The 18981-nt window shown below is 67.5% G+C and carries 14 protein-coding genes; 9 read left to right on the top strand and 5 right to left on the bottom strand.

The genetic code is table 11. From position 1 onward, the window contains the following. Positions 1-240 precede the first annotated feature (240 nt). Together AC5P7U_RS02330 and AC5P7U_RS02325 are read left to right on the top strand one after the other, a co-directional pair. A complete protein-coding gene (locus AC5P7U_RS02330; RefSeq protein WP_049457398.1) occupies positions 241-1218 on the top strand; it encodes a zinc-binding dehydrogenase in 978 nt (325 codons plus the stop codon). A 232-nt stretch (positions 1219-1450) separates the two neighbouring features. After that, positions 1451-4078 (top strand): TonB-dependent receptor domain-containing protein, encoded by a 2628-nt coding sequence (locus tag AC5P7U_RS02325; protein ID WP_197565054.1) that lies wholly within the window; start codon positions 1451-1453, stop codon positions 4076-4078. 57 nt (positions 4079-4135) lie between these two features. Here the strand turns inward: AC5P7U_RS02325 and betT are convergent, their stop codons facing one another. Together betT and AC5P7U_RS02315 are read right to left on the bottom strand one after the other, a co-directional pair. Further along, positions 4136-6115 (bottom strand): choline BCCT transporter BetT, encoded by a 1980-nt coding sequence (betT, locus tag AC5P7U_RS02320; RefSeq protein WP_088026253.1) that lies wholly within the window; start codon positions 6113-6115, stop codon positions 4136-4138. A 146-nt stretch (positions 6116-6261) separates the two neighbouring features. Then, positions 6262-6642, bottom strand: a complete 381-nt coding sequence (locus AC5P7U_RS02315; RefSeq protein ID WP_006450259.1) for a VOC family protein — start codon at positions 6640-6642, stop codon at positions 6262-6264. Between the two features lie 148 nt (positions 6643-6790). Between AC5P7U_RS02315 and AC5P7U_RS02310 the strand changes: the two genes are divergently transcribed. From AC5P7U_RS02310 to AC5P7U_RS02300, 3 genes are all read left to right on the top strand, one after another. Next, complete coding sequence (locus AC5P7U_RS02310) at positions 6791-7309, top strand: sigma-70 family RNA polymerase sigma factor (protein ID WP_101765637.1); 519 nt, start codon at positions 6791-6793, stop codon at positions 7307-7309. Further along, complete coding sequence (locus tag AC5P7U_RS02305; protein ID WP_495220749.1) at positions 7306-8250, top strand: FecR family protein; 945 nt, start codon at positions 7306-7308, stop codon at positions 8248-8250. The genes AC5P7U_RS02310 and AC5P7U_RS02305 overlap by 4 nt, the downstream gene beginning before the upstream one ends. 69 nt (positions 8251-8319) lie before the next feature. Then, positions 8320-11268, top strand: coding sequence for a TonB-dependent receptor domain-containing protein (locus tag AC5P7U_RS02300; RefSeq protein WP_197564974.1), 2949 nt, complete (start codon positions 8320-8322; stop codon positions 11266-11268). A gap of 164 nt (positions 11269-11432) precedes the next feature. Here AC5P7U_RS02300 and AC5P7U_RS02295 read toward each other — a convergent pair whose 3' ends face one another. Both AC5P7U_RS02295 and AC5P7U_RS02290 read right to left on the bottom strand, forming a co-directional pair. Further along, entirely contained in the window at positions 11433-11756 is a 324-nt protein-coding gene (locus tag AC5P7U_RS02295) for an SMR family transporter (protein WP_197564975.1), read from the bottom strand. Then, positions 11756-12109 carry an SMR family transporter gene (locus AC5P7U_RS02290; protein WP_053449983.1) on the bottom strand — a complete coding sequence of 118 codons (354 nt, stop codon included), beginning with the start codon at positions 12107-12109 and terminating at the stop codon, positions 11756-11758. The genes AC5P7U_RS02295 and AC5P7U_RS02290 overlap by 1 nt, the downstream gene beginning before the upstream one ends. Positions 12110-12269: 160 nt before the next feature. Between AC5P7U_RS02290 and AC5P7U_RS02285 the strand changes: the two genes are divergently transcribed. Continuing rightward, entirely contained in the window at positions 12270-13121 is an 852-nt protein-coding gene (locus AC5P7U_RS02285) for a LysR family transcriptional regulator (protein ID WP_495220748.1), read from the top strand. 68 nt (positions 13122-13189) lie between these two features. Here the strand turns inward: AC5P7U_RS02285 and AC5P7U_RS02280 are convergent, their stop codons facing one another. After that, positions 13190-14110 (bottom strand): DUF2817 domain-containing protein, encoded by a 921-nt coding sequence (locus AC5P7U_RS02280; RefSeq protein ID WP_197564229.1) that lies wholly within the window; start codon positions 14108-14110, stop codon positions 13190-13192. Positions 14111-14241: 131 nt separating this feature from the next. Between AC5P7U_RS02280 and AC5P7U_RS02275 the strand changes: the two genes are divergently transcribed. From AC5P7U_RS02275 to AC5P7U_RS02265, 3 genes are all read left to right on the top strand, one after another. Further along, entirely contained in the window at positions 14242-16323 is a 2082-nt protein-coding gene (locus AC5P7U_RS02275) for a TonB-dependent siderophore receptor (protein ID WP_197564228.1), read from the top strand. A gap of 62 nt (positions 16324-16385) precedes the next feature. Further along, positions 16386-18158, top strand: coding sequence for a chloride channel protein (locus AC5P7U_RS02270; RefSeq protein WP_308309473.1), 1773 nt, complete (start codon positions 16386-16388; stop codon positions 18156-18158). A 103-nt stretch (positions 18159-18261) separates the two neighbouring features. Further along, a complete protein-coding gene (locus tag AC5P7U_RS02265) occupies positions 18262-18978 on the top strand; it encodes an MgtC/SapB family protein (RefSeq protein WP_006450480.1) in 717 nt (238 codons plus the stop codon). Positions 18979-18981: the final 3 nt, after the last annotated feature.

The raw sequence follows: 18981 nt of genomic DNA, 5'->3' as shown, positions 1-18981 counted from the left end.
GACACGGCAAGCCTTCAGGGGCGGGCCGCGGGACGTTTGCTGCATGTCCGGCGGCGGCGGCTGACCGGGAGTGACGGCCACAACATAGTGGGGATATTCCGAGCCGTCAACACAAGATGAGGTAATCACGACATGACGCGACGATCCGTCGCAGGATGCCGTGTTGCAGCGGCGACGCCTTGTCGACCGCGTCCTCGTCCCCAGTTCGATACAACCTCCACTTTCCCCGGAACACCGCCCATGCGCGCTGCCCAGTACGCTTCCTTCGCCGACCCGGCCGACGTCCTTGCCGTTGCCGATGTGGCCCTGCCCGAACCCGGCCCCGGCGAGGTGCGCATCCGCACCGTGCTGGCCTCGATCCACAACCACGACCTGCTGACCGTGCGTGGCCTGTACGGCTACAAGCCGACGCTGCCGGCCATCGCTGGCAGCGAAGCCCTGGGCGTAATCGATGCCCTCGGCGAAGGCGTCGACGGCCTCCAGATCGGCCAGCGGGTGGCCGCCGCCTCGGTGCACGGCACCTGGGCCGAAGCCTTCATCGCGCCGGCGCGCATGGTGATTCCGATGCCGGACGCCATCGCCGACGAGATGGCCGCACAGCTGATCGCGATGCCGCTGAGCGCGCTGATGCTGCTGGAGTTCCTGCACGTCGAGCCGGGCCAGTGGATCGTGCAGAACACCGCCAACGGTGCCGTCGGCAAGTCGCTGGCGATGCTGGCGCGGGCGCGCGGCGTGCACGTGGCCAACCTGGTGCGCAACGCCGACGCGGTCGCGCAGCTGCAGGCACTCGGCATCGATCACGTATTCGATACCTCGGTGGACGGCTGGAAGGATCGCGTGCGCGCAGCAACGGGCGAAGCACAGGCAGCGGCGGCAGTCGATTCCATCGGCGGCGACGCCAGCGGCGACCTGGTCGACCTGCTTGGCCACCACGGCACCCTGGTCTCGTTCGGCGTAATGAGTGGCCAGCCGATGCACATCCCCGCCGGTGGCCTGATCTACAAGGAGGCCACGGTGAAGGGCTTCTGGGGCAGCAAGGTCAGCCAGGCGATGGCGGTGGAGGACAAGCGGCGGCTGGTCGGCGAACTGCTGAAGCGCGCCGCCGGCGGCGAACTGACCCTGCCAGTGGAGCGGGTCTTCGCATTGGATGACATTGCCCAGGCAGCGAAGGCCGCGGGCGGCTCGGGTCGCAACGGCAAGGTGCTGCTGCGGCCTTGATGGCCTGGCATTGTCTTCTGTAGAGCCGAGCCATGCTCGGCTGCTTTCCGGTCAGTGTGCGGAGCCGAGCGTAGGCTCGGCTCTACAGCAGCGTGCGGACCAACGGTCCGCACCCACCGGGTTAGTTCGTTAAGAACCTGTGATGTATAACTGAATGCGCTTTCGTCATTGGAAGGCGCGTGCAGTCGCGTGCGGTACTGAAGGCTCCTCCCCGTTCGGCGTTGTCGCTTTCATGTACCGCACCACCCTGAACCTGCTTGCCGGCGCCATCGCGCTGGGCCTTTCCGCCGGAACTGCCGGCGCCGCTGAAACTGCCGACACCGGCAAGGACAGCACCACCCTGGGCGCCGTGCTGGTGACCGGCTCCAACATCAAGCGCAGCGATACCGCCGGGCCCAACCCGGTGCAGATCGTCAGCCGCGAACAGATCGAGCAGACCGGCCGCTCCACCCTCACCGATGTGCTGCGCAACCTGTCGGCCAACGCCGGCAACAGTTTCGACGAGCAGTACACCGGCAGCTTTGCCGCCGGCTCGGCCTCGATCGGCCTGCGTGGCCTGTCGCCGAAGAACACGCTGGTGCTGGTCAACGGCTACCGCGTCTCCAACTTCGGTTTCGCGCTCAATACGCAGGACACCTTCGTCGACCTCAACGCGCTGCCGATCAGCGCGGTCGAACGCATCGAAGTGCTGAAGGACGGTGCCTCGGCGGTGTATGGCTCCGATGCCATCGCCGGCGTCATCAACATTATCCTGCGCAGGAACTTCCAGGGCGTGGAGGTCGGCGGCGGTTTCGGTACCGCTACCCAGGGCGGCTTGAACGAACGCAAGGCCAATCTGCTCGCTGGGTTCGGCGACCTCGAACAGCAGGGCTGGAACGTGCTGTTCGGGCTGGACCTGCTCAAGCGAGATCGCCTCGACGCCGATCAGCGCGCCTACACCCGCAGCGGCGATTTCCGCGACAAGCCCGGTGGCCGCCTGGCCGGCTGGTCCACTGCCGGTGGCAACTGGCTGTCCAACCCACGCGCACCGCAGCCATTCGCCAACTGCCCTGACGGCAGCCAGCTGCGTCCGTACAGCGACTTTGGCAGCACCCTGCCCGGCCAGGCCTGCGCCTTCAACGCACAACCGTTCAAGACCCTGCAGCCCGGCGCCGAGCGCCTGCAGGCGTCGTTGAGTGCAACGTACCGCTTCAACGACAGCGTCGAGGCGTTCGCCGACGTGCTGTACAGCCACAACAAGGCCGACCAGATCTTCAGCGCGCCGCTCACCGTCGGCCCAGGCCTGCGTGCCTACAACCCGGCCACCGGCACCCTGATCGACGTGCCGGCGGTGCTGCCGGTCGGCCACCCGAACAACCCGGGCAGCACGCCGTTGCCATTCGAGTACACCTTCTTCGACCTCGGCCCGCGCCTGAAGGACAACACCCAGGTGTTCTACCGTGCCCTGGCCGGCGTGCGCGGCAGCGGCGAGCGCTGGGACTGGGAAGTGGCCGCGCTGACTTCGCAGAGTGCACAGCGCGAATACGTGGACAACTTCGTCAACCGCTACGCGTTCGAGCAGACCCTGCGCGATGGCAGCTACAACTTCCTCAATCCGGCCAGCACGCCGGGCGCGCTGGATGCCCTGCGCCTGCAGACCAAGCGCCCCGGCTGGTACAAGCTGCACGCGTTGAACGTGAAGGCCTCGACCACGCTGTGGGATCTGCCGGCCGGTGCGGTCGGCTTCGCCTGGGGTGCCGAGTTCCGCAAGGAATCGCTGGATGCGCGTACCAGCGCGCAGGTCCTGTCCGGTACCGAACTGCGCCCGGCCATCAACGTGGTCAACGGCGAGCGCCAGGTCAGCGCCGCGTACGCCGAACTGAGCGTGCCGCTGCATCGCACGCTGGAGCTGCAGCTGGCTGGTCGCGGCGACCACTACGATGACTTCGGCAAGGCGTTCTCGCCGAAAGTGGCGCTGCGCTGGCAGCCGCTGGACAGCCTGCTGCTGCGCGGCTCGTTCTCGCGTGGTTTCCGCGCCCCCTCGCTGCCTGAGATCGCGCCGGGCCAGACCGTCAGCTACGGCTCGGTGATCGATCCGCTGGATCCACTGCAGCCCGGTGGCAGCCGTGGCGTGACCAACATCCGTACCGGCAATCCGGACCTGAAGGCCGAGCGCTCGCGCAACTTCAACATCGGTGCAGTGTGGTCGCCCGATGGCGACACCAGCATCGGCCTGGACTGGTACCGCATCGAACAGGACAACCTGGTCAAGCCGGACAGCGCACAGTTCATCGTCGACAACCCGACCCTGTTCCCCGGGCGCGTGCAGCGCGATGCACAAGGACGCATCCAGTTCATCACCAACCAGTACGCCAACCAGGGCGAGCTGACCACCTCGGGGCTGGACCTGGACGCCAACCGCACCTTCCGCACCGAGGGCTGGGGCAATTTCACCGTGGCCGGCAGCTGGACCCACCTGCTCAGCTTCAAGCAGCCGCTGGTGGCCGGCCAGGCCCCGTATGACGGCGCCGGCAACAACCGCCACGGCGCTCTGCCGCGCAGCCGCGGCACCACTTCGCTGAACTGGGCGGTGGGTGACTGGAGCAGTACGCTGAGCCTGCAGTACGTGAGCGGTTACGACCAGCGCGTGGCGACGGCGACCAGCAACCCGGGCCTGCGCGACCGCATCAAGCCGTATCACCAATTGGATCTGTACGTGGCGTACGAAGGCATTGCCAACACCACGCTGTCACTGTCGGTGCTGAACCTGACCGACAAGGACCCGCCGTTCGATCCGGCCGGTGGCTCCAACGGCTTCGACATCAGCCAGTACAACCTGCGCGGGCAGTTCGTCTCGCTGGGGGCGCGCTACCGGTTCTGATGCGGCTCTACAAGGGGGTGCGGACCAACGGTCCGCACCCACCCCGGCGTTCGTGCATCAACGGCTGAGGTGCAGGAACTGCAGGTGCCGTTCGTACTGGCTGATGATGTCGTTGATGATCTGCTTGCGGCTGTAGCCGACCAGGTCGTAGTCCTGGCTGCCCTCGAACAGATGCACCTCGGCGCGGTAGTAGCGCTGGTTGCGCAGCTGCTGCGCGGCGAACGACGGCGTCAGGTAGCCACTGAGGATCACCCGGTACAGGAAGTCCTGCTGCTCGCCGTGATTCACCGTCAACTCCATGTCGCCGGCCTCGAATCGCGTGGCCACATCCCAGCCCTGCCCGCGCAACTGCTCGGCCACCGCCTCCATCGCTGGCTTCACGGTGTCGTCCATGAAGCGGTAGACCTGGTCGCGCACCGGGAAGTGCATGGCCTGGCTCAGGCGCTGGCGCCAGCCCTGGTGGTGGCGGTCATCACCGATCAGCGGTGAGGGACGGTACTGCAGCGCGCGCTTGCGGTGCGATTCGTCACTGAAGGCGCGGGTCAGGCCCCACATCATCAGCAACAACACCGCCGAGAACGGCAGCGACGCCAGCACCACCGCCGATTTCAGCGCATCGATGCTGCCGGCCAGCAACAACCCGGCGGTCAGCACCGCGATGACCGTGCCCCAGAACACACGCAGCCAGCGCGGGCCATCATCCTCCGGTGCACCGCCGTGCGAGGACAACGTGGACAGCACCACCGCGCCGGAGTCAGCCGATGTCACGAAGAAAATGAAACTGACGAACACCGTCACCGCGATCACTGCCTTGCTCCACGGGTAGCCGTCCAGCAGCGCGTACAGCACGGTGGGTGGATCATCCACCGCCAGTTGCGCCAGTTGCTGCTGGCCATGGTGCAGCACCTGGTCCAACGCGCTGTTGCCGAAGATCGACAGCCACGCCAGGGTGAAACCGAGCGGTATCAGCAGCACGCCGAACACGAATTCGCGGATGGTGCGGCCACGCGAGATGCGCGCGATGAACAGGCCGACGAACGGCGCCCAGCCAATCCACCAGGCCCAGTAGAACACCGTCCAGCCGCCCAGCCATTCCGGTCGGCCGCCATAGGCATACACGTCGAAGCTCTTGCCAACCACGCTGCCCAGGTAGTCGCCCAGGTTCTGCATCAGCGTACTGAGCAGATACTGGGTGGGGCCGGCGCACAGCATGAACAGCACCAGCGCGATCGCCAGCAGCATGTTGATGTTGGCCATCCAGCGCACGCCCTTCTCCACACCTGAAACGGCCACGGCCACCGCCGCGCCCATCATGCTGACCACCAGGATGATCTGCACCAGGTTGGAGTGCGGGATGTTGAACAGGTGCGACAGGCCAGCATTGAGGTGCAGCACGCCGAAGCCCATGTCGGCGCCGATGCCGAACACGGTGGCGACAATGCCCAGCGCATCCACGGTGTAGCCGATCGGGCCATTGATGCGCTTGCCGATCAGCGGGTACAGCGCCGAACGCAGCGCCAGCGGCAGGTTATGGCGGTAGGCGAAATAGGCCATCGCCATCGCCGCCAGCGCGAACACGCCCCAGCCATGCAGGCCCCAATGCAGGAACAGCAGCTGCATGGCCTGGCGCGCACCGGCCTCGCCCGCTGCGGGGTCGCCCTGCGGCGGCTGCAGGTAATGGGTCAGTGGTTCAGACACGCAGAAGAAGAACAGGGTGATGCTGATACCCGCAGCGAACAGCATGCCGGCCCAGGACAGATAACTGAACTCCGGCTCGTCATGGTCGGCGCCAAGCTTGATGCCGCCATACTTGGACAACGCCACGCCGACCACGAACACCAGGTACAGGGTCATCGCCAGCAGGTAGTACCAGCCGACATTGAGCGCGGCCCAGTCCTGTGCCTTGACCAGAAGGCGGCCCGCACCGAGCGGGAACAGGCTGACAAACAGCGCGAACGCCACGACAACGATCGCCGCGAAGGCGAACACAGGCCGAAGGGTGCGCACCGGGGATTGTTGCGGCTCCAGGGCTTCCATGGGGCGGCGTTCTCCGGCAGATCAGTGAATTAGCCGACCGATTCTGGCTGAACCGCAGTGGACAGAGCATGAAGTCGCGGCCGCGGGTCACGGCCAGCGCGCGCGCTTTCGTGCTATCACGCGCGCGCCGCCGTGCCTGCCCTGCATCACGACATCACATGCACCGCGCACAGCTTGTTGCCGTCCGGATCGCGCAGGTAGGCCAGGAACAACTGGCGTCCGGCCATGTTGCGGATGCCGGCCGGGTCTTCGATGGCGGTGCCGCCATGGGCCACGCCGGCGTCCTGCCAGCCGCGCACGGCCTCGGCACTGTCCAGGGTGAAGCCGATGGTGCCGCCGTTGGCATGGCACGCCGGCTCACCATCGATGGGGGCGGTGACGATGAACATCCGGCCGTCCTTGAAGTACACCAGGCGACCCTTGTCGTCGAACACCCCCGGGCGCGCACCGAGGGCGGTGAACAGGGCCTCATAGAAGCGGTGCGCGGCCTCCATGTCGTTCGTTCCAACAGTGATGTGGCTGAACATGCGGGCACTCCTTGTGGAAAACCGCAGTGTCGGCGAGCGCAGGGGCGCATCGCAAATCCACCCTCCTCGCGCCCTGGCTGCACAAGGTTTGTCGAGTGACGCACGATCATTCTATAATGGGAATCATTCTCATTAATGATCAATGCCGATGGCCGTGCCCGCCGCCTCCAGCACTGCGCTGGCGGGGTTCTACCGCGAACACCATGGTTGGCTGCTGGGCTGGCTGCGCCGCCGCACCCACAACGCAGACTGCGCGGCCGACCTGACCCAGGACACCTTCCTGCGCCTGCTCAGCCGTCGCGTCGATCCGTCCGAGCTGCGCCTGCCGCGTGCCTACCTCAGCACCATCGCGCACGCCCTGCTGGTCAACCACTGGCAGCGCGCCGACCTGGAGCGCGCCTATCTGGCCGCGCTGGCCGCGCAGCCGGAGCCGGTGCACCCGTCTGCGGAAGAACGCACGCAGGCATTGCAGCTGCTGCATGCGATCGCCGACATGCTGTCCGGCCTGGCCGAGCGACCACGGCGTGCCTTCCTGCTGGCACGGCTGTCCGGACTCGGCTATGCGGAGATCGGCCAGCAGCTGGGCGTGTCCGAGCGGATGGTCAAGAAGTACATGGCGCAGGCGATGCTGCATTGCCTGCGCTTGTCCGGCGATGCCACGGCATGAGCACCGCACTGGCCAGCCCGGCGCTGGAGCAGGCTGCGGAATGGTTCGCGCTGCGCCAGCAGGGATGGAGCGACGCCGACCAGCAGCACTGGCGGGCCTGGCTGCAGGCCGATGCCGGCCATGCCGATGCGTGGCAACGGGTCGAGTCGGTCTGGCAATCGTTCGCGCCATTGTCGGCTCCCGCGGCAGCGAAAGCACTGGATGCCGCTGGCCGTCGCCGCCGGCAGGCATTGCGCGGCCTCGGCGGCGCCCTCGGCCTTGGCGCCTTCTCGTTGCTCGGCCTGCACGCCGTGCAGCTGCAGCGCGGCCTGCAGAGGCAGCGCACCGCCGCCGGACACACAGGCCACTGGACCCTGGCCGATGGCAGCCGGCTGTGGCTCAACGCCGACAGCGAAGTGTCGATCGACATCGGCAACGGCCGCCGCGACCTGCACCTGCTGCGCGGCGAACTGCTGCTGCAGACCGGGCACCTGCCCGCATTTGCCCATCTGCCGCTGTCGGTGCATGTACCTGGCGTGCGCCTGCAGCCGATCGGCACCCGCTTCGCGGTCGGCCGTGAGCCGCAGGGCAGTCGCCTGGATGTGTTCGAAGGCGTAGTGCGCTGCCTGCCGCTGTTCGGCGCGGCGCAGGACGTACCCGCAGGCGAGGCGGTACGGATCGGTCCAATCGGCGGACTGACGACGGTCGATGCCGATCCGCTGCGTGGCGACTGGCACGACGGCCGACTGCAGGTGCAGGACGTGGCGCTGATCCGCGTCATCGGTGAGCTGGCTCGCCACCATCGCGGTTACCTTGGGTGTGATCCGGCGCTCGCCGCATTGAACGTCACCGCCGTACTGCCACGCCTGGACAGCCTGCAGGCCCTGCAGCTGCTGGCCCGCGCCCTGCCGATCCGCATCGAGCAGCGCTGGCCGTGGTGGACCGTCGTGCGTCCGCGTTGAAACAGCGGTTCCCTTTCTGCGCGCTCGGCGGGCACTACAAGGGAACCCATTGCGGATGTTGCCGCCCCCATGAAACTACCCTGCCCCTCCCCTCGCCCGCTGGCCATCGCGCTGTGCCTGGCCCTGTCCACCCCGTGCCTGTTGCCGGCCGCCGCCCATGCACAGGACACCGCTGCTGCCGTTCGCTGGCAGATCCCCGCGGGTGCGCTCGACCGGGCCCTGACCGCATTCGGCCAGCAATCGGGCCTGTCCATCGCCGCCGACGCGCGCCTGACCCGGGGCCGCCACAGCAACGGCGTGCAGGCCACGCTCGACGCCGATGCCGCACTGGCACAGCTGCTGGCCGGTACCGGCCTGACCTTCCAGCGGGATGCCAGCGGTGTGGTGCTGCAGGCGGCACCCAACGCCGAGGCCGGGGTGCGCCAGATCGGCACCCTGCGCGTGGCTGGCCAGGCCAGCGAAGGCGCTTCGCCGTGGGGCCTGTCCGATGCCGATGCGGTCTACCGTGACAGCGGCTCGCGCGTGCACCTGGACCGCCAGCAGCTGGAGCGCTTCCGCGGCCAGTCAATCGGCGACGTGCTGGCCGGCGCGGTCGGCGTGCACACCGCTGACATCCGCAATGGCGGTGCGCTGGATGTCAACATCCGCGGCCTGCAGGGCCAGAACCGGGTGCCGGTGATCATCGACGGCGGCCAGCAGGCCATCGACGTGTACCGCGGCTATGCCGGCGTACAGCAGCGCAGCTACCTCGACCCGGACCTGATCAGCGCGGTCAGCATCGAGAAGGGGCCGAGCCTGGCCGCCAATGCCGCCAGCGCGATCGGCGGCGTGGTCTACATGGAAACGCTGAACGTCGATGACATCCTCGACGACGGCCAGGCCTGGGGCCTGCGCGTGCGCGGCGGCGTGGCCAACAACAGCATCGATCGCACGCGCGTGTTCAAGCAGGTGGCGCGTGGCAGCGACAACCGCAACAGCCTGCGCGATCCGCGTGACTGGAACGGCAGCATGGCCTTCGCACAGCGCGGCGAAGACTGGCAGCTGGTGGCCGCCTATGCACGTCGCCGCCAGGGCAACTACTTTGCCGGCAGCAACGGTGCGCATCGTTACGACGACCAGCACTTGTCCAGCGGCGGCACCGGCATGTCCAGCCAGGCGGTGTCCAAGCTCTTCCATCCGGGCGATGAGGTACTCAACACGCATACCGACAACGAATCGGCGCTGCTGAAATTCACCTGGACACCCAACCCCGACCAGCGCCTGGAGCTGAGCCACCGCTTCTTCAACTCCAGCTTCGGCGAGATCATGCCGTCGGCGATCGGCCGCGTGGGCGAGTCCAACGAATGGGTAACCTACGTGGACAAGGCCAACACCATGTTCCAGTTCGAGCCGGGGAAGATGCGGGTCAACGCCACCTCGCTGCGCCATCGCTACCGGCCCGAGGCACACCCGTGGCTGGACCTGAGCAGCACCCTTTGGTTCACCACCGCCACCAGCCGCATGTTCAACAGCAACATCGCCAACACGCCGCTGTTCAAGAACTATCCGGGCGACGCGATGCCCGACACGCTGGGCGAGACCTACGGCCCGGGCCTGCAGTCGGACGTGAAGACCCAGCGCTGGGGCGTGGACAGCAGCAACACCACCCGCTTCAGCAACGGTCTGGGTGAGTGGACGCTGCGCTACGGTGCCGCCTTCCAGCATGAGGACACCGCGCCGAATTCACCGGTGCTGCCGGTGGACTACAACAACAACCGCTACCTGCGCTCGGGCACGCGCCGCGAAGCCAGCGTCGTCGCCTCGCTGCAATGGCAGCCGTGGGACTGGCTGTCGCTGACCGCGGGCGGCCGCTTCATCGACTACCGCACCCGTGACCGCAACCGCGTGGCCTTCGTCAGCGAATCGCGTGACCTGCGCTACACCTTCGCGCGGCTGAGCAAGGGCGGCCAGCTGCTGCCGGGCTGGTACAAGGAGTGGTACCCGGACGCACAGGGCAACTACACCTATGACTCGCTGCGCGCCACGCCCTATGGCGACAGCACGCTGGGCCAGGCCTACGACTTCGATGGCTTCATTCCCGATCCGCGCGGCGCCAACGGCTTCTACACCAAGCAGATTCCCACCGCGTGGGGCTACAAGCCGGCGATCCGCCGCTCCGGCCATGGCTTCGCGCCGTATGCCGAGGCTCGCTTCAACCTCGATGCGGACATGTTCTTCTACGTGAAGTACGCGCAGGGCTGGAAGATGCCCAGCCTGTTCGAATCGACGCTGGGCAACAGTACCTCGGCGCCGGTCGGTGACCTGAAGCCGGAAAAGAATCGTTCCTGGGACATCGGCTTCAGCCTGCTCAAGCAGGACCTCTGGCGTGAAGGTGACCGCCTGGCGTTCAAGGTGGCCTGGTTCAAGAACGATATCGACAACGCGATCACCCGCCGCTTCGATTCCAGCAACTGGGCGTTCTACGTCGACAACGTCGACAACTACACGGTGTCCGGCTACGAGCTGCAGTCCGGCTATGACGCCGGCATTGCCTACCTGGACCTGTCGGCCAGCTACTACCAGCGCGCACGCACCTGCGATGCGGCCACCGCCAAGCGCCTGCGCGAAGACCCGTATGCCAAGTGGAGCAAGCTGGATACCACGCCGGACTGCGTGGACGGCGGCTTCGGTACCTCGTTTGTCAACGCGCAGAACCCGCCGAAGTACTCGATCCACAGCACGCTGGGCTTCCGCCTGTTCGACCGCCGCCTGGATACCGGCATCCGCCGCACCTACAACAGCGGCCCCACCCATGAACTGGACAAGCCCTGGAACACCACCGGCTCGACCGGCCTGCAGAACATCTACCTGCCCACCGCGATCTATGACTTCTACGCGCGCTGGCAGTTCACCCCGAAGGCCGAGGTGGAACTGGTGGTCAGCAACCTGCGCAACACCTACTACATGGACACGCTGGCGATGAGCCTGATGCCGGGCCCGGGCCGCACCACGCGGCTGAACTTCACCGCGCGCTTCTAAGCCCTGCGGATACGACAGCGCCCCGGGGAGGTCCTCCCCGGGGCGCTTGCTTGCGGCGGCTCACGCGCTGGTAGCTCCCAACCGTGGTCCTGGTAGGTGCCAACCTTGGTTGGCACAGCAGCTCAGCACTGGTGGGTGCCAACCTTGGTTGGCACAGCGACGAACTACTTCGCGGTACTGAGCAGCAGCACCGCGATAGTGACCAGCGCGATGCCGACCCAGCCGATCGGACGCAGGCGGTTGCCGAACAGCAGGCGGCCGCAGGTAGCGGTACCGATCACACCGATCGCACCCCACATCGCATAGGCGCTGGCCAGGTCCATGTAGCGCACCGCCTGGCCCAGCAGGGCGAAGGCGATCCAGACCATGACGATCGCCGCAACACCCCAGCGCCAGCGGCGGAAGCCTTCCGACTTGGCCACCATCATGTTGGCGGCGACGTCGATCAAGGCCGAACAGATCACGAAGAACAGGGCCAGGGTGTTCATCAGTGCGCCTCCCCGAGGGTGACGCAGACGATGCCGACCACCGCCAGCACCAGGCCGGCCAGCTGCTGCAGCGACAGGCTCTCGCCGAACACGGTGACGCCGACCACGGTCAGCAGGGTCAGGCCGAGGCCTTCCCACACCGCATAGGCCACGCCGACCGCGATGCGACGCACCGAGAGCGCCAGGAAGTAATAGGACAGCGCCAGCGCGCCAGCCATGACCAGGTAACCGGTCCAGCCGCCATCACGGGCGGCATGGGCCATGAACGAGGTACCGACCACTTCGGCGACGATCGCCACGGTCAGGCAGGCCCAGGCGACCAGCGCGCCACGGGCGGGAACAGTGCGGGACATATGAAACTCCTTGCAGGGCGGGGACCGCGCCTCGCCATCAGTAGATCCACGCGATGCGCGGATGATCCGGAACGCCCCACAGACAGGGGCGACGACCGGCAGTATCATCGTCTTTTACGGTGGGATCAAAATGGATTCCATCGACAAGAGCAATGGATCAATGCCCTACTCTCCTGAATCCCTGCAGGCCTTCGTCGAAGCCGCAGCGCTGGGCTCGTTCTCGGCGGCGGCGCGTCGCCTGCGCAAGACCCAGTCGACGGTCAGCACCGCCATCGCCCATCTGGAAGCGGACCTGGGGGTCAGCCTGTTCGACCGCAGTGGGCGCTATCCGCAGCTGACCGAAGCCGGCCGACAGGTGCTCGGCCATGCCCAGGAGATCCTCGCCGCCGATGTGCGGCTTCAGCAGTTGAGCGTGCGCCTGGCCGCGCCGGTCGAAGCGCGCCTGACCGTGGTGTTCTCCGATGTCTACCAGCTTGATCCAGAGCTGCGGGTCCTGCAGCGGTTCGCGGTGGCGTTCCCGGAGATCGAGCTGGAATGGCTGGACGCCGAGGGCGAGGACGTGCTGGAACTTGTATGCAGCGGCAGGGCCGGCCTGGGCCTGCTGCCCAGGCAGGAACGCTATCCCGATGAACTGGTGGCCCGACCGCTGGCCCACCACAGCGAACTATCGATCTATGTGGCGCGCGACCATCCGCTGGCCGACGCCGGCCGCCGCGCGGCAGCCCAGCTGGCCCGGTACCGGCAGGTGCGATTGAGCGCCGAGGTCGAACATGCACGTGCAGCCACCGGGCTGGCGTGGACCGCCACCGACTACCTGATGGTGATGGAGATGACCGAGGACGGCATCGGCTGGGCCGAACTGCCACGCGCGCTGGTACAGCGCTATGACCGTGGGCAGCTGGTGGAACTGAGCCTGCCCGGCTGGCCCCGGCGTATCCACAGCGACCTGCTGTGGCGCCGCGACACGCCGCCGGGTCCGGCCGCCCTATGGTGGGCCGACGCGCTTGGATAAGGTAGTGCCGGCCGCTGGCCGGCAATCCCACTGTCCCGTGGTTGCCGGCCAGCGGCCGGCACTACCGGTCAACGATGGGCGAGCGCGTAGTCCAGGGCCGAGCACACCGCGGCCACCTGTGCGTCGTTGCACTGCTGCGGCGTGGCGCGCGGGCTGTCCGGGTAGACCTCGGTGGTGGTGGTGTACTTCGCACCGGTGATGCCCGCGCACAGCGCCAGCTTCTCCAGCGGGTACTCGATCACGCCATGGGCGACCACCGGCGAACCGATGATTTCGCCCTTGTCGTCGGCCGGGGCGATGTGGGTGACCTTCTCCACCGCGGCGATCACCGCCTGCTGGAACGCCGGCTGCGGGTTCGCGGTGTCGTCGACCAGGTAGAAGCCATCCGGGATCAGGCCCGGCTCGAACGGCTTGCCATCACGCGCCGCCAGGGCCGGGCGGAACTCGCTCTCGTCACTGTCGGTGGTTTCATGCAGATCGATGTGCAGCACGAACTGGCCCTGGTAGGGCGCGATCAGTTCGATCACGGCAGTCGACTCGCGGGCCGGGCCATCGGCGCGGAAATTGCGGTTGGGGTCGACCGCATCGAAGTTCCAGCGGTTGATGCGCTCAAAGCCCCACGGGTTCACGCACGGTGCCACCAGCAGGTTGGCCTTGCCGGCATAGTCGGCGGCGTGCTTCTCGAGGAACTCCAGCGCACCCATCACGCCGCTGGTCTCATAGCCGTGCACGCCACCGGTGACCAGCGCCGCCGGCAGGGCCGGATTCCAGTCACGGCTGCGCAGGGCAAACAGGGTGTAGGTCTCACCCGCGTAGTCGAGCTGGCCATAAGCCACCTTGTCGAAGCGCGAGGCCAGGGCCTCGATGCGCGGCAACACCTCCTGGTCATAGCGACGCAGGCGCTGCTGGCGGCCACGCCACTGTTCCCGTTCCGCCGCTCCCCACGGCTGGCCAGGGGTTCCGACGGGGTAGAAAGCGGCTTGGGACATTGCGGATCTCAACGAGTCAGGAAGCAATCAACCACTCTACCACCGGGCCCTCGGCATGAACCGCAGACGCATTCCATTGGCGAATGGAATCAGCAATAATTCTCATTTACGACCTTCCACGACCTGCCAAGATGCCCATTCACGCCCTCCGACCGGCCCGCCTGCCACTGGCCGCCGCCCTCGCCCTGTGTCTGCTCCCGGCCGTCAGCGCCTTCGCCCAGGACGGCGCCACCACGCTGGACAGCATCCAGGTCTCCGGCAGCTGGCTGGGCACCGGCCTGCACGACAGCGTCAAGAGCTTCGCCGGCGCCCGCACCGTGGTGGACCGCCAGCGCATCGAGGCCAGCGGCGCGGCCAGCATCGGCGATGCCATGCGCCGCATCCCCGGCGTGCAGGTCACCGACAACTCCGGTACGGCCGGCAGCTCGGTGTCGTTGAACATCGGCGTGCGCGGCCTCACCGGTCGCTATTCGCCGCGCTCCACCGTACTGCTCGATGGTGTGCCACTGGCGGTGGCGCCGTATGGGCAGCCGCAGCTGTCGTTCGCCCCGGCCAGCCTGTCCAACATCGAATCGATCGACGTGGTGCGCGGCGGCGGCGCGGTGCGTTACGGGCCGCAGAACGTGGGCGGCATCATCAACTTCAGCACCCGCGCCATTCCGACCGACGCCGGCCTGCACGGTGAGGCCGGTGTGCGCCACACCGCCTACGATCACGGCGGTGGCGACAGCACCCAGTACAACGCCTTCCTCGGCGGCACCGGCGACAACGGGCTGGGCGCCGCCCTGCTCTACTCCGGCCAGGACGGCCGCGGCTGGCGCCAGGGCAGCGATGATCGCTTCAACGATCTCGCACTGAAGTTCGCCTACGCCATCGACGAACAGCAGGAGCTGCGTGCCAAGCTGTCCTACTACGATGTGCGCTCACTGACTCCGGGCGGCCTGACCCGCGCGCAGTACGAGGCCGATCCGTTCCAGAACACCCGCCCCACCGATTTCTGGAAGGGCCATCGCACCGGCATCGACCTGGGTTACACCAACACGCTGTCGGCCAACAGCGAGTTGGAGGTGCTGGCCTATTACAACGAGAGCAACCGTGCCAGCTCGCTGATCAATGCCGCCAACACCCAGCTGACCGTGCAGCCGCGCGACTACCGCGTGCTCGGCATCGAGCCGCGCTACACCCAGCGCCTGCACTGGGGCAGTACGGTGCATGACATCACCGCCGGCTACCGCTTCCTGCGCGAGCGCGGCAACGACCGCAGCTACACCGTCACCCGCCGCACCGGTGCGGCCAGCGCCACCACCCGCTTCGACAACGCCACCGACGCCCACGCGTTCTACATCGACGACCGCATCGCGGTCGGCCAGTGGCGGATCACCCCGGGCGTGCGCATGGAGTGGATCGACATGGACCGCCGCCAGTCCGGCGGCAGCGCGACCTTCAGCAGCCGCAACAACAAAGCCCTGCCCTCGCTCAACATCGCCTACCTGCTGACCCCGCAGCTGACCGTGTTCGGCAACTACACCACCTCGTTCGGGCCGGTGCAGAACATCCAGCTGAATTCGCAGACCGCCAGCAACCCGCTGAACCCGGAAGTGGCCAAGACCACCGAACTGGGCGCGCGCTGGCAGGACGGCGCACTGCGCGCGGAAGTGACCGTGTTCAAGATGCGCTTCGACAACCAGATCCTGCAGGTGCCGGGCATCACCCCGCCGACCTTCCAGAACATCGGCGCCACCGACCACAAGGGCGTGGAAAGCGCGCTGGAATACCACTTCGCCGAGGACAGCGCGCTGGCCGGGCTGGAGCTGTACGCCAACTACACCTGGACCAAGGCGATCCAGCAGTCCGGCGACAACCGCGGCCTGGACGTGCCGTTCTATTCGCGCGACACCGACAGCGTCGGCGCCCGTTATGCCCTGGCCGGCTGGACTTTCAACGTTTCCAGCACCCACCAGAGCGGCCAGTTCTCCGATGCGGCCAACACCTGGGATGAGACCGCCGACGCGCGCGTGGGCCGCGTTCCCGGCGTGCGCCTGTGGAACGCGCAGGTGGCCTGGCAGGTGCCGGGGCTGGGCGACAGCGAGATCGCGCTGGGCGTGAACAACCTGGCCGACAAGCGCTGGTACACCCGCAACGTCGACGGCAACGCCGGGCGCATGGTGGCCGCGCCGCGCACCTTCTACGTGCAGGGCCGCTACCGCTTCTGAGGCGATAACCGCCCGATGCAGTGACGGTGGCGCTCACGGTGGCGGCGTATCATGCCGCCACCATGTCACTGCCCGTTTCACCATCGCGCCTGCATCTGGCCTTCCAGGGCCTGCGTCTGCGCCTGCGCGGCAGCGACCTGTGGTTCATCGCGCTGGCGCTGCTGGTCGGCCTGATTGCCGGCTACCTGACCCTGCTGCAATCGGGCATCGCGCGCTGGCTGCAGGGCGCGCTGTACGGCCTGGACGAAGGCATGCGGCTGAGCTCCCTGCCCTCGCTGACCTGGACCGCGCTGCTGGTGCTGCCGCTGGGTGGGCTGCTGGTCGGGCTGGTCAGCCTGGCCGCGACCCGGTTGAAACGCCCCCTGCTTGACGCGGTGGAAGCCAATGCGCTGCACGGCGGCCGCATGTCGATGCGCGACAACCTGATCGTGCTGACCCAGACCCTGCTGTCCAACGGCTGCGGCGCCTCGGTCGGGCTGGAGGCTTCCTATACGCAGATGGGCGCGGGCAGCGGCTCGCAGCTTGGCCGGGTGATGCGCCTGCGCCGCAACGACGTGCGCATCCTGGTCGGCGCGGGTGCCGCCGGTGCCATTGCCGCCGCCTTCGGTGCGCCGCTGGCAGGCGCGTTCTACGCCTTCGAGATCGTCATCGGTGCCTACACTCCGGCCGCGCTGGCGCCGGTTGCGGTCGCCGCTCTGGCCGGCGCGTTCGTGGCCGACCAGGCTGGCATCGAGGCCTACCTGCTGCCAGCCGCCTCGACGATTGATGTCCGCGCCGCCGACTACGCCATCTACGGCCTGCTCGGCTGCTGCTGCGCGATGGTCGGCATCGCGGTGATGCGGCTGATCGCCTCGATCGAAGGCACGGTCAAGCGCAGCCCGCTGCCGTTGTGGGGCCGCCCGGTGGTGGGCGGCCTGCTGCTGATTCCACTGGCACTGGCCAGCCCGCAGGTGCTGTCGTCGGGGCATGGCGCGCTGCACCTGGACCTGACCACGCATCTGCCACTGATCTGGATCGGCGGCCTGCTGACCCTGAAGTGCCTGGCCTCGGGCATCTCGCTCGGGTTCGGCTTCCGCGGCGGCCTGTTCTTCGCCTCGCTGTTCATGGGCACCCTGGTCGGCGCCCTGTTCGCCGGCCTGCTGGCCATGGCCACCGGGGTGCCGGTGATCGACGCCACCTCCGCCGCGCTGGCCGGGATGGCGGCGCTGGCCGCCGCCGTGGTCGGCGCACCGATGACCATGGCCATGCTGGTACTGGAAGGCACCCACGACTTCCTGTTGACCAGCGTGGTGATGAGTGCGGTGCTGGTGTCCAGCACGCTGGTACGGCAGTGGTTCGGCTACTCGTTCTCGACCTGGCGCATGCATCTGCGCGGCGAGACCATCAAGAGCGCCCGCGACGTCGGCTGGGTTCAGAACCTCAACGCCGGCCGGCTGATGCGCAAGGGCGTGGCGACCGCACCGGCCGACCTCGACGCTGCCGCGTTCCGCCAGCGCTTCCCGCTGGGTTCGGGCAGCCGGGTGGTACTGATCGATGGCGAAGGCCACTACGCCGGCATCGTGCAGATCCCGCGCGTCTATGGCGATGGCGTGAAGCCGGAGACCACGATCGGCGAACTGGCCGAGAACCGTGACGTGTCACTGTCGCCGGCCGCGGACGTGGTCAGCGTGATGCAGCGCTTCGACCAGACCCAGGCCGACGAACTGGCCGTGGTCACCAGCGATGGCCAGGTGCTGGGCGTGGTCTCCGAAGCCTTCGTCCGCAAGCGCTACGCCGAGGAACTGGACAAGCGCCAGCGCGAACTGATGGGCGAGCGCGTCGAGGACACCGACTGACCCCACAAAAAGGGGACGGAGGGGATTAAGTCGTTTCCGGCACATCTGGATGTCCACGCGTTGGCGTGGAACTACTGTCACTTCCACCGGGTAGACTCGGGCCATGCGCTTCATTGAAACCTTCCAGGCCGGCCCCTTCGCCGACACCGTGGTCAGCCTGCTGGCCGCCTTCGTGCTTGGCACGCTGATCGGTGCCGAGCGCCAGTACCGGCAGCGCACCGCCGGCCTGCGCACCAACGTACTGGTCGCGGTGGGCGCGGCTGCCTTCGTCGACCTGGGCATGCGCATCGCCGGCAGCGCCGAGGCGGTGCGGGTGATCTCCTACGTGGTCTCCGGCGTCGGCTTCCTCGGCGCCGGCGTGATCATGAAGGAAGGCATGAACGTACGCGGCCTGAATACCGCCGCCACGCTGTGGTGCTCGGCGGCCGTCGGCAGCTGCACCGGTGCGGACATGCTGGCCGAGGGCGTGCTGCTGACGGTGTTGATCATTGCCGGCAACACCCTGCTGCGGCCGCTGGTGAATGCGATCAACCGCATCCCGATCAACGAGGCGGCGACCGAAGCGACCTACGAGGTGCGCCTGAGCGTGGATGCCGATGCGGTGCCGCGCGTGCGCGAGCGGCTGGTCGACGCGCTGGAGGCCGCGCAGTATCCGGTTGGCGATGTGCAGGTGGTCGAACATGCAGACGCGCCCACCGATGTAATCGCGGTCCTGGTCAGCACCGCCGTGAGCGCCGATGAACTGGACGTGGTGCTGGCGCGGATGGAACATGTGCCGGGCGTGCTGCACGCCACCTGGGAAGTCAGTACGCGCGATTGATTC

The organism is Stenotrophomonas sp. YJH_SMC_57, from assembly GCF_059369755.1.
This window is presented reverse-complemented; position numbering and strand designations above follow the sequence as displayed.

Coding starts and splice junctions, on each gene's coding strand:
- AC5P7U_RS02330 (WP_049457398.1), top strand. CDS start 241: ATGCGCGCTGCCCAGTACGCTTCCTTCGCCGACCCGGCCGACGTCCTT.
- AC5P7U_RS02325 (WP_197565054.1), top strand. CDS start 1,451: ATGTACCGCACCACCCTGAACCTGCTTGCCGGCGCCATCGCGCTGGGC.
- betT (WP_088026253.1), bottom strand. CDS start 6,115: ATGGAAGCCCTGGAGCCGCAACAATCCCCGGTGCGCACCCTTCGGCCT.
- AC5P7U_RS02315 (WP_006450259.1), bottom strand. CDS start 6,642: ATGTTCAGCCACATCACTGTTGGAACGAACGACATGGAGGCCGCGCAC.
- AC5P7U_RS02310 (WP_101765637.1), top strand. CDS start 6,791: ATGGCCGTGCCCGCCGCCTCCAGCACTGCGCTGGCGGGGTTCTACCGC.
- AC5P7U_RS02305 (WP_495220749.1), top strand. CDS start 7,306: ATGAGCACCGCACTGGCCAGCCCGGCGCTGGAGCAGGCTGCGGAATGG.
- AC5P7U_RS02300 (WP_197564974.1), top strand. CDS start 8,320: ATGAAACTACCCTGCCCCTCCCCTCGCCCGCTGGCCATCGCGCTGTGC.
- AC5P7U_RS02295 (WP_197564975.1), bottom strand. CDS start 11,756: ATGAACACCCTGGCCCTGTTCTTCGTGATCTGTTCGGCCTTGATCGAC.
- AC5P7U_RS02290 (WP_053449983.1), bottom strand. CDS start 12,109: ATGTCCCGCACTGTTCCCGCCCGTGGCGCGCTGGTCGCCTGGGCCTGC.
- AC5P7U_RS02285 (WP_495220748.1), top strand. CDS start 12,270: ATGCCCTACTCTCCTGAATCCCTGCAGGCCTTCGTCGAAGCCGCAGCG.
- AC5P7U_RS02280 (WP_197564229.1), bottom strand. CDS start 14,110: ATGTCCCAAGCCGCTTTCTACCCCGTCGGAACCCCTGGCCAGCCGTGG.
- AC5P7U_RS02275 (WP_197564228.1), top strand. CDS start 14,242: ATGCCCATTCACGCCCTCCGACCGGCCCGCCTGCCACTGGCCGCCGCC.
- AC5P7U_RS02270 (WP_308309473.1), top strand. CDS start 16,386: ATGTCACTGCCCGTTTCACCATCGCGCCTGCATCTGGCCTTCCAGGGC.
- AC5P7U_RS02265 (WP_006450480.1), top strand. CDS start 18,262: ATGCGCTTCATTGAAACCTTCCAGGCCGGCCCCTTCGCCGACACCGTG.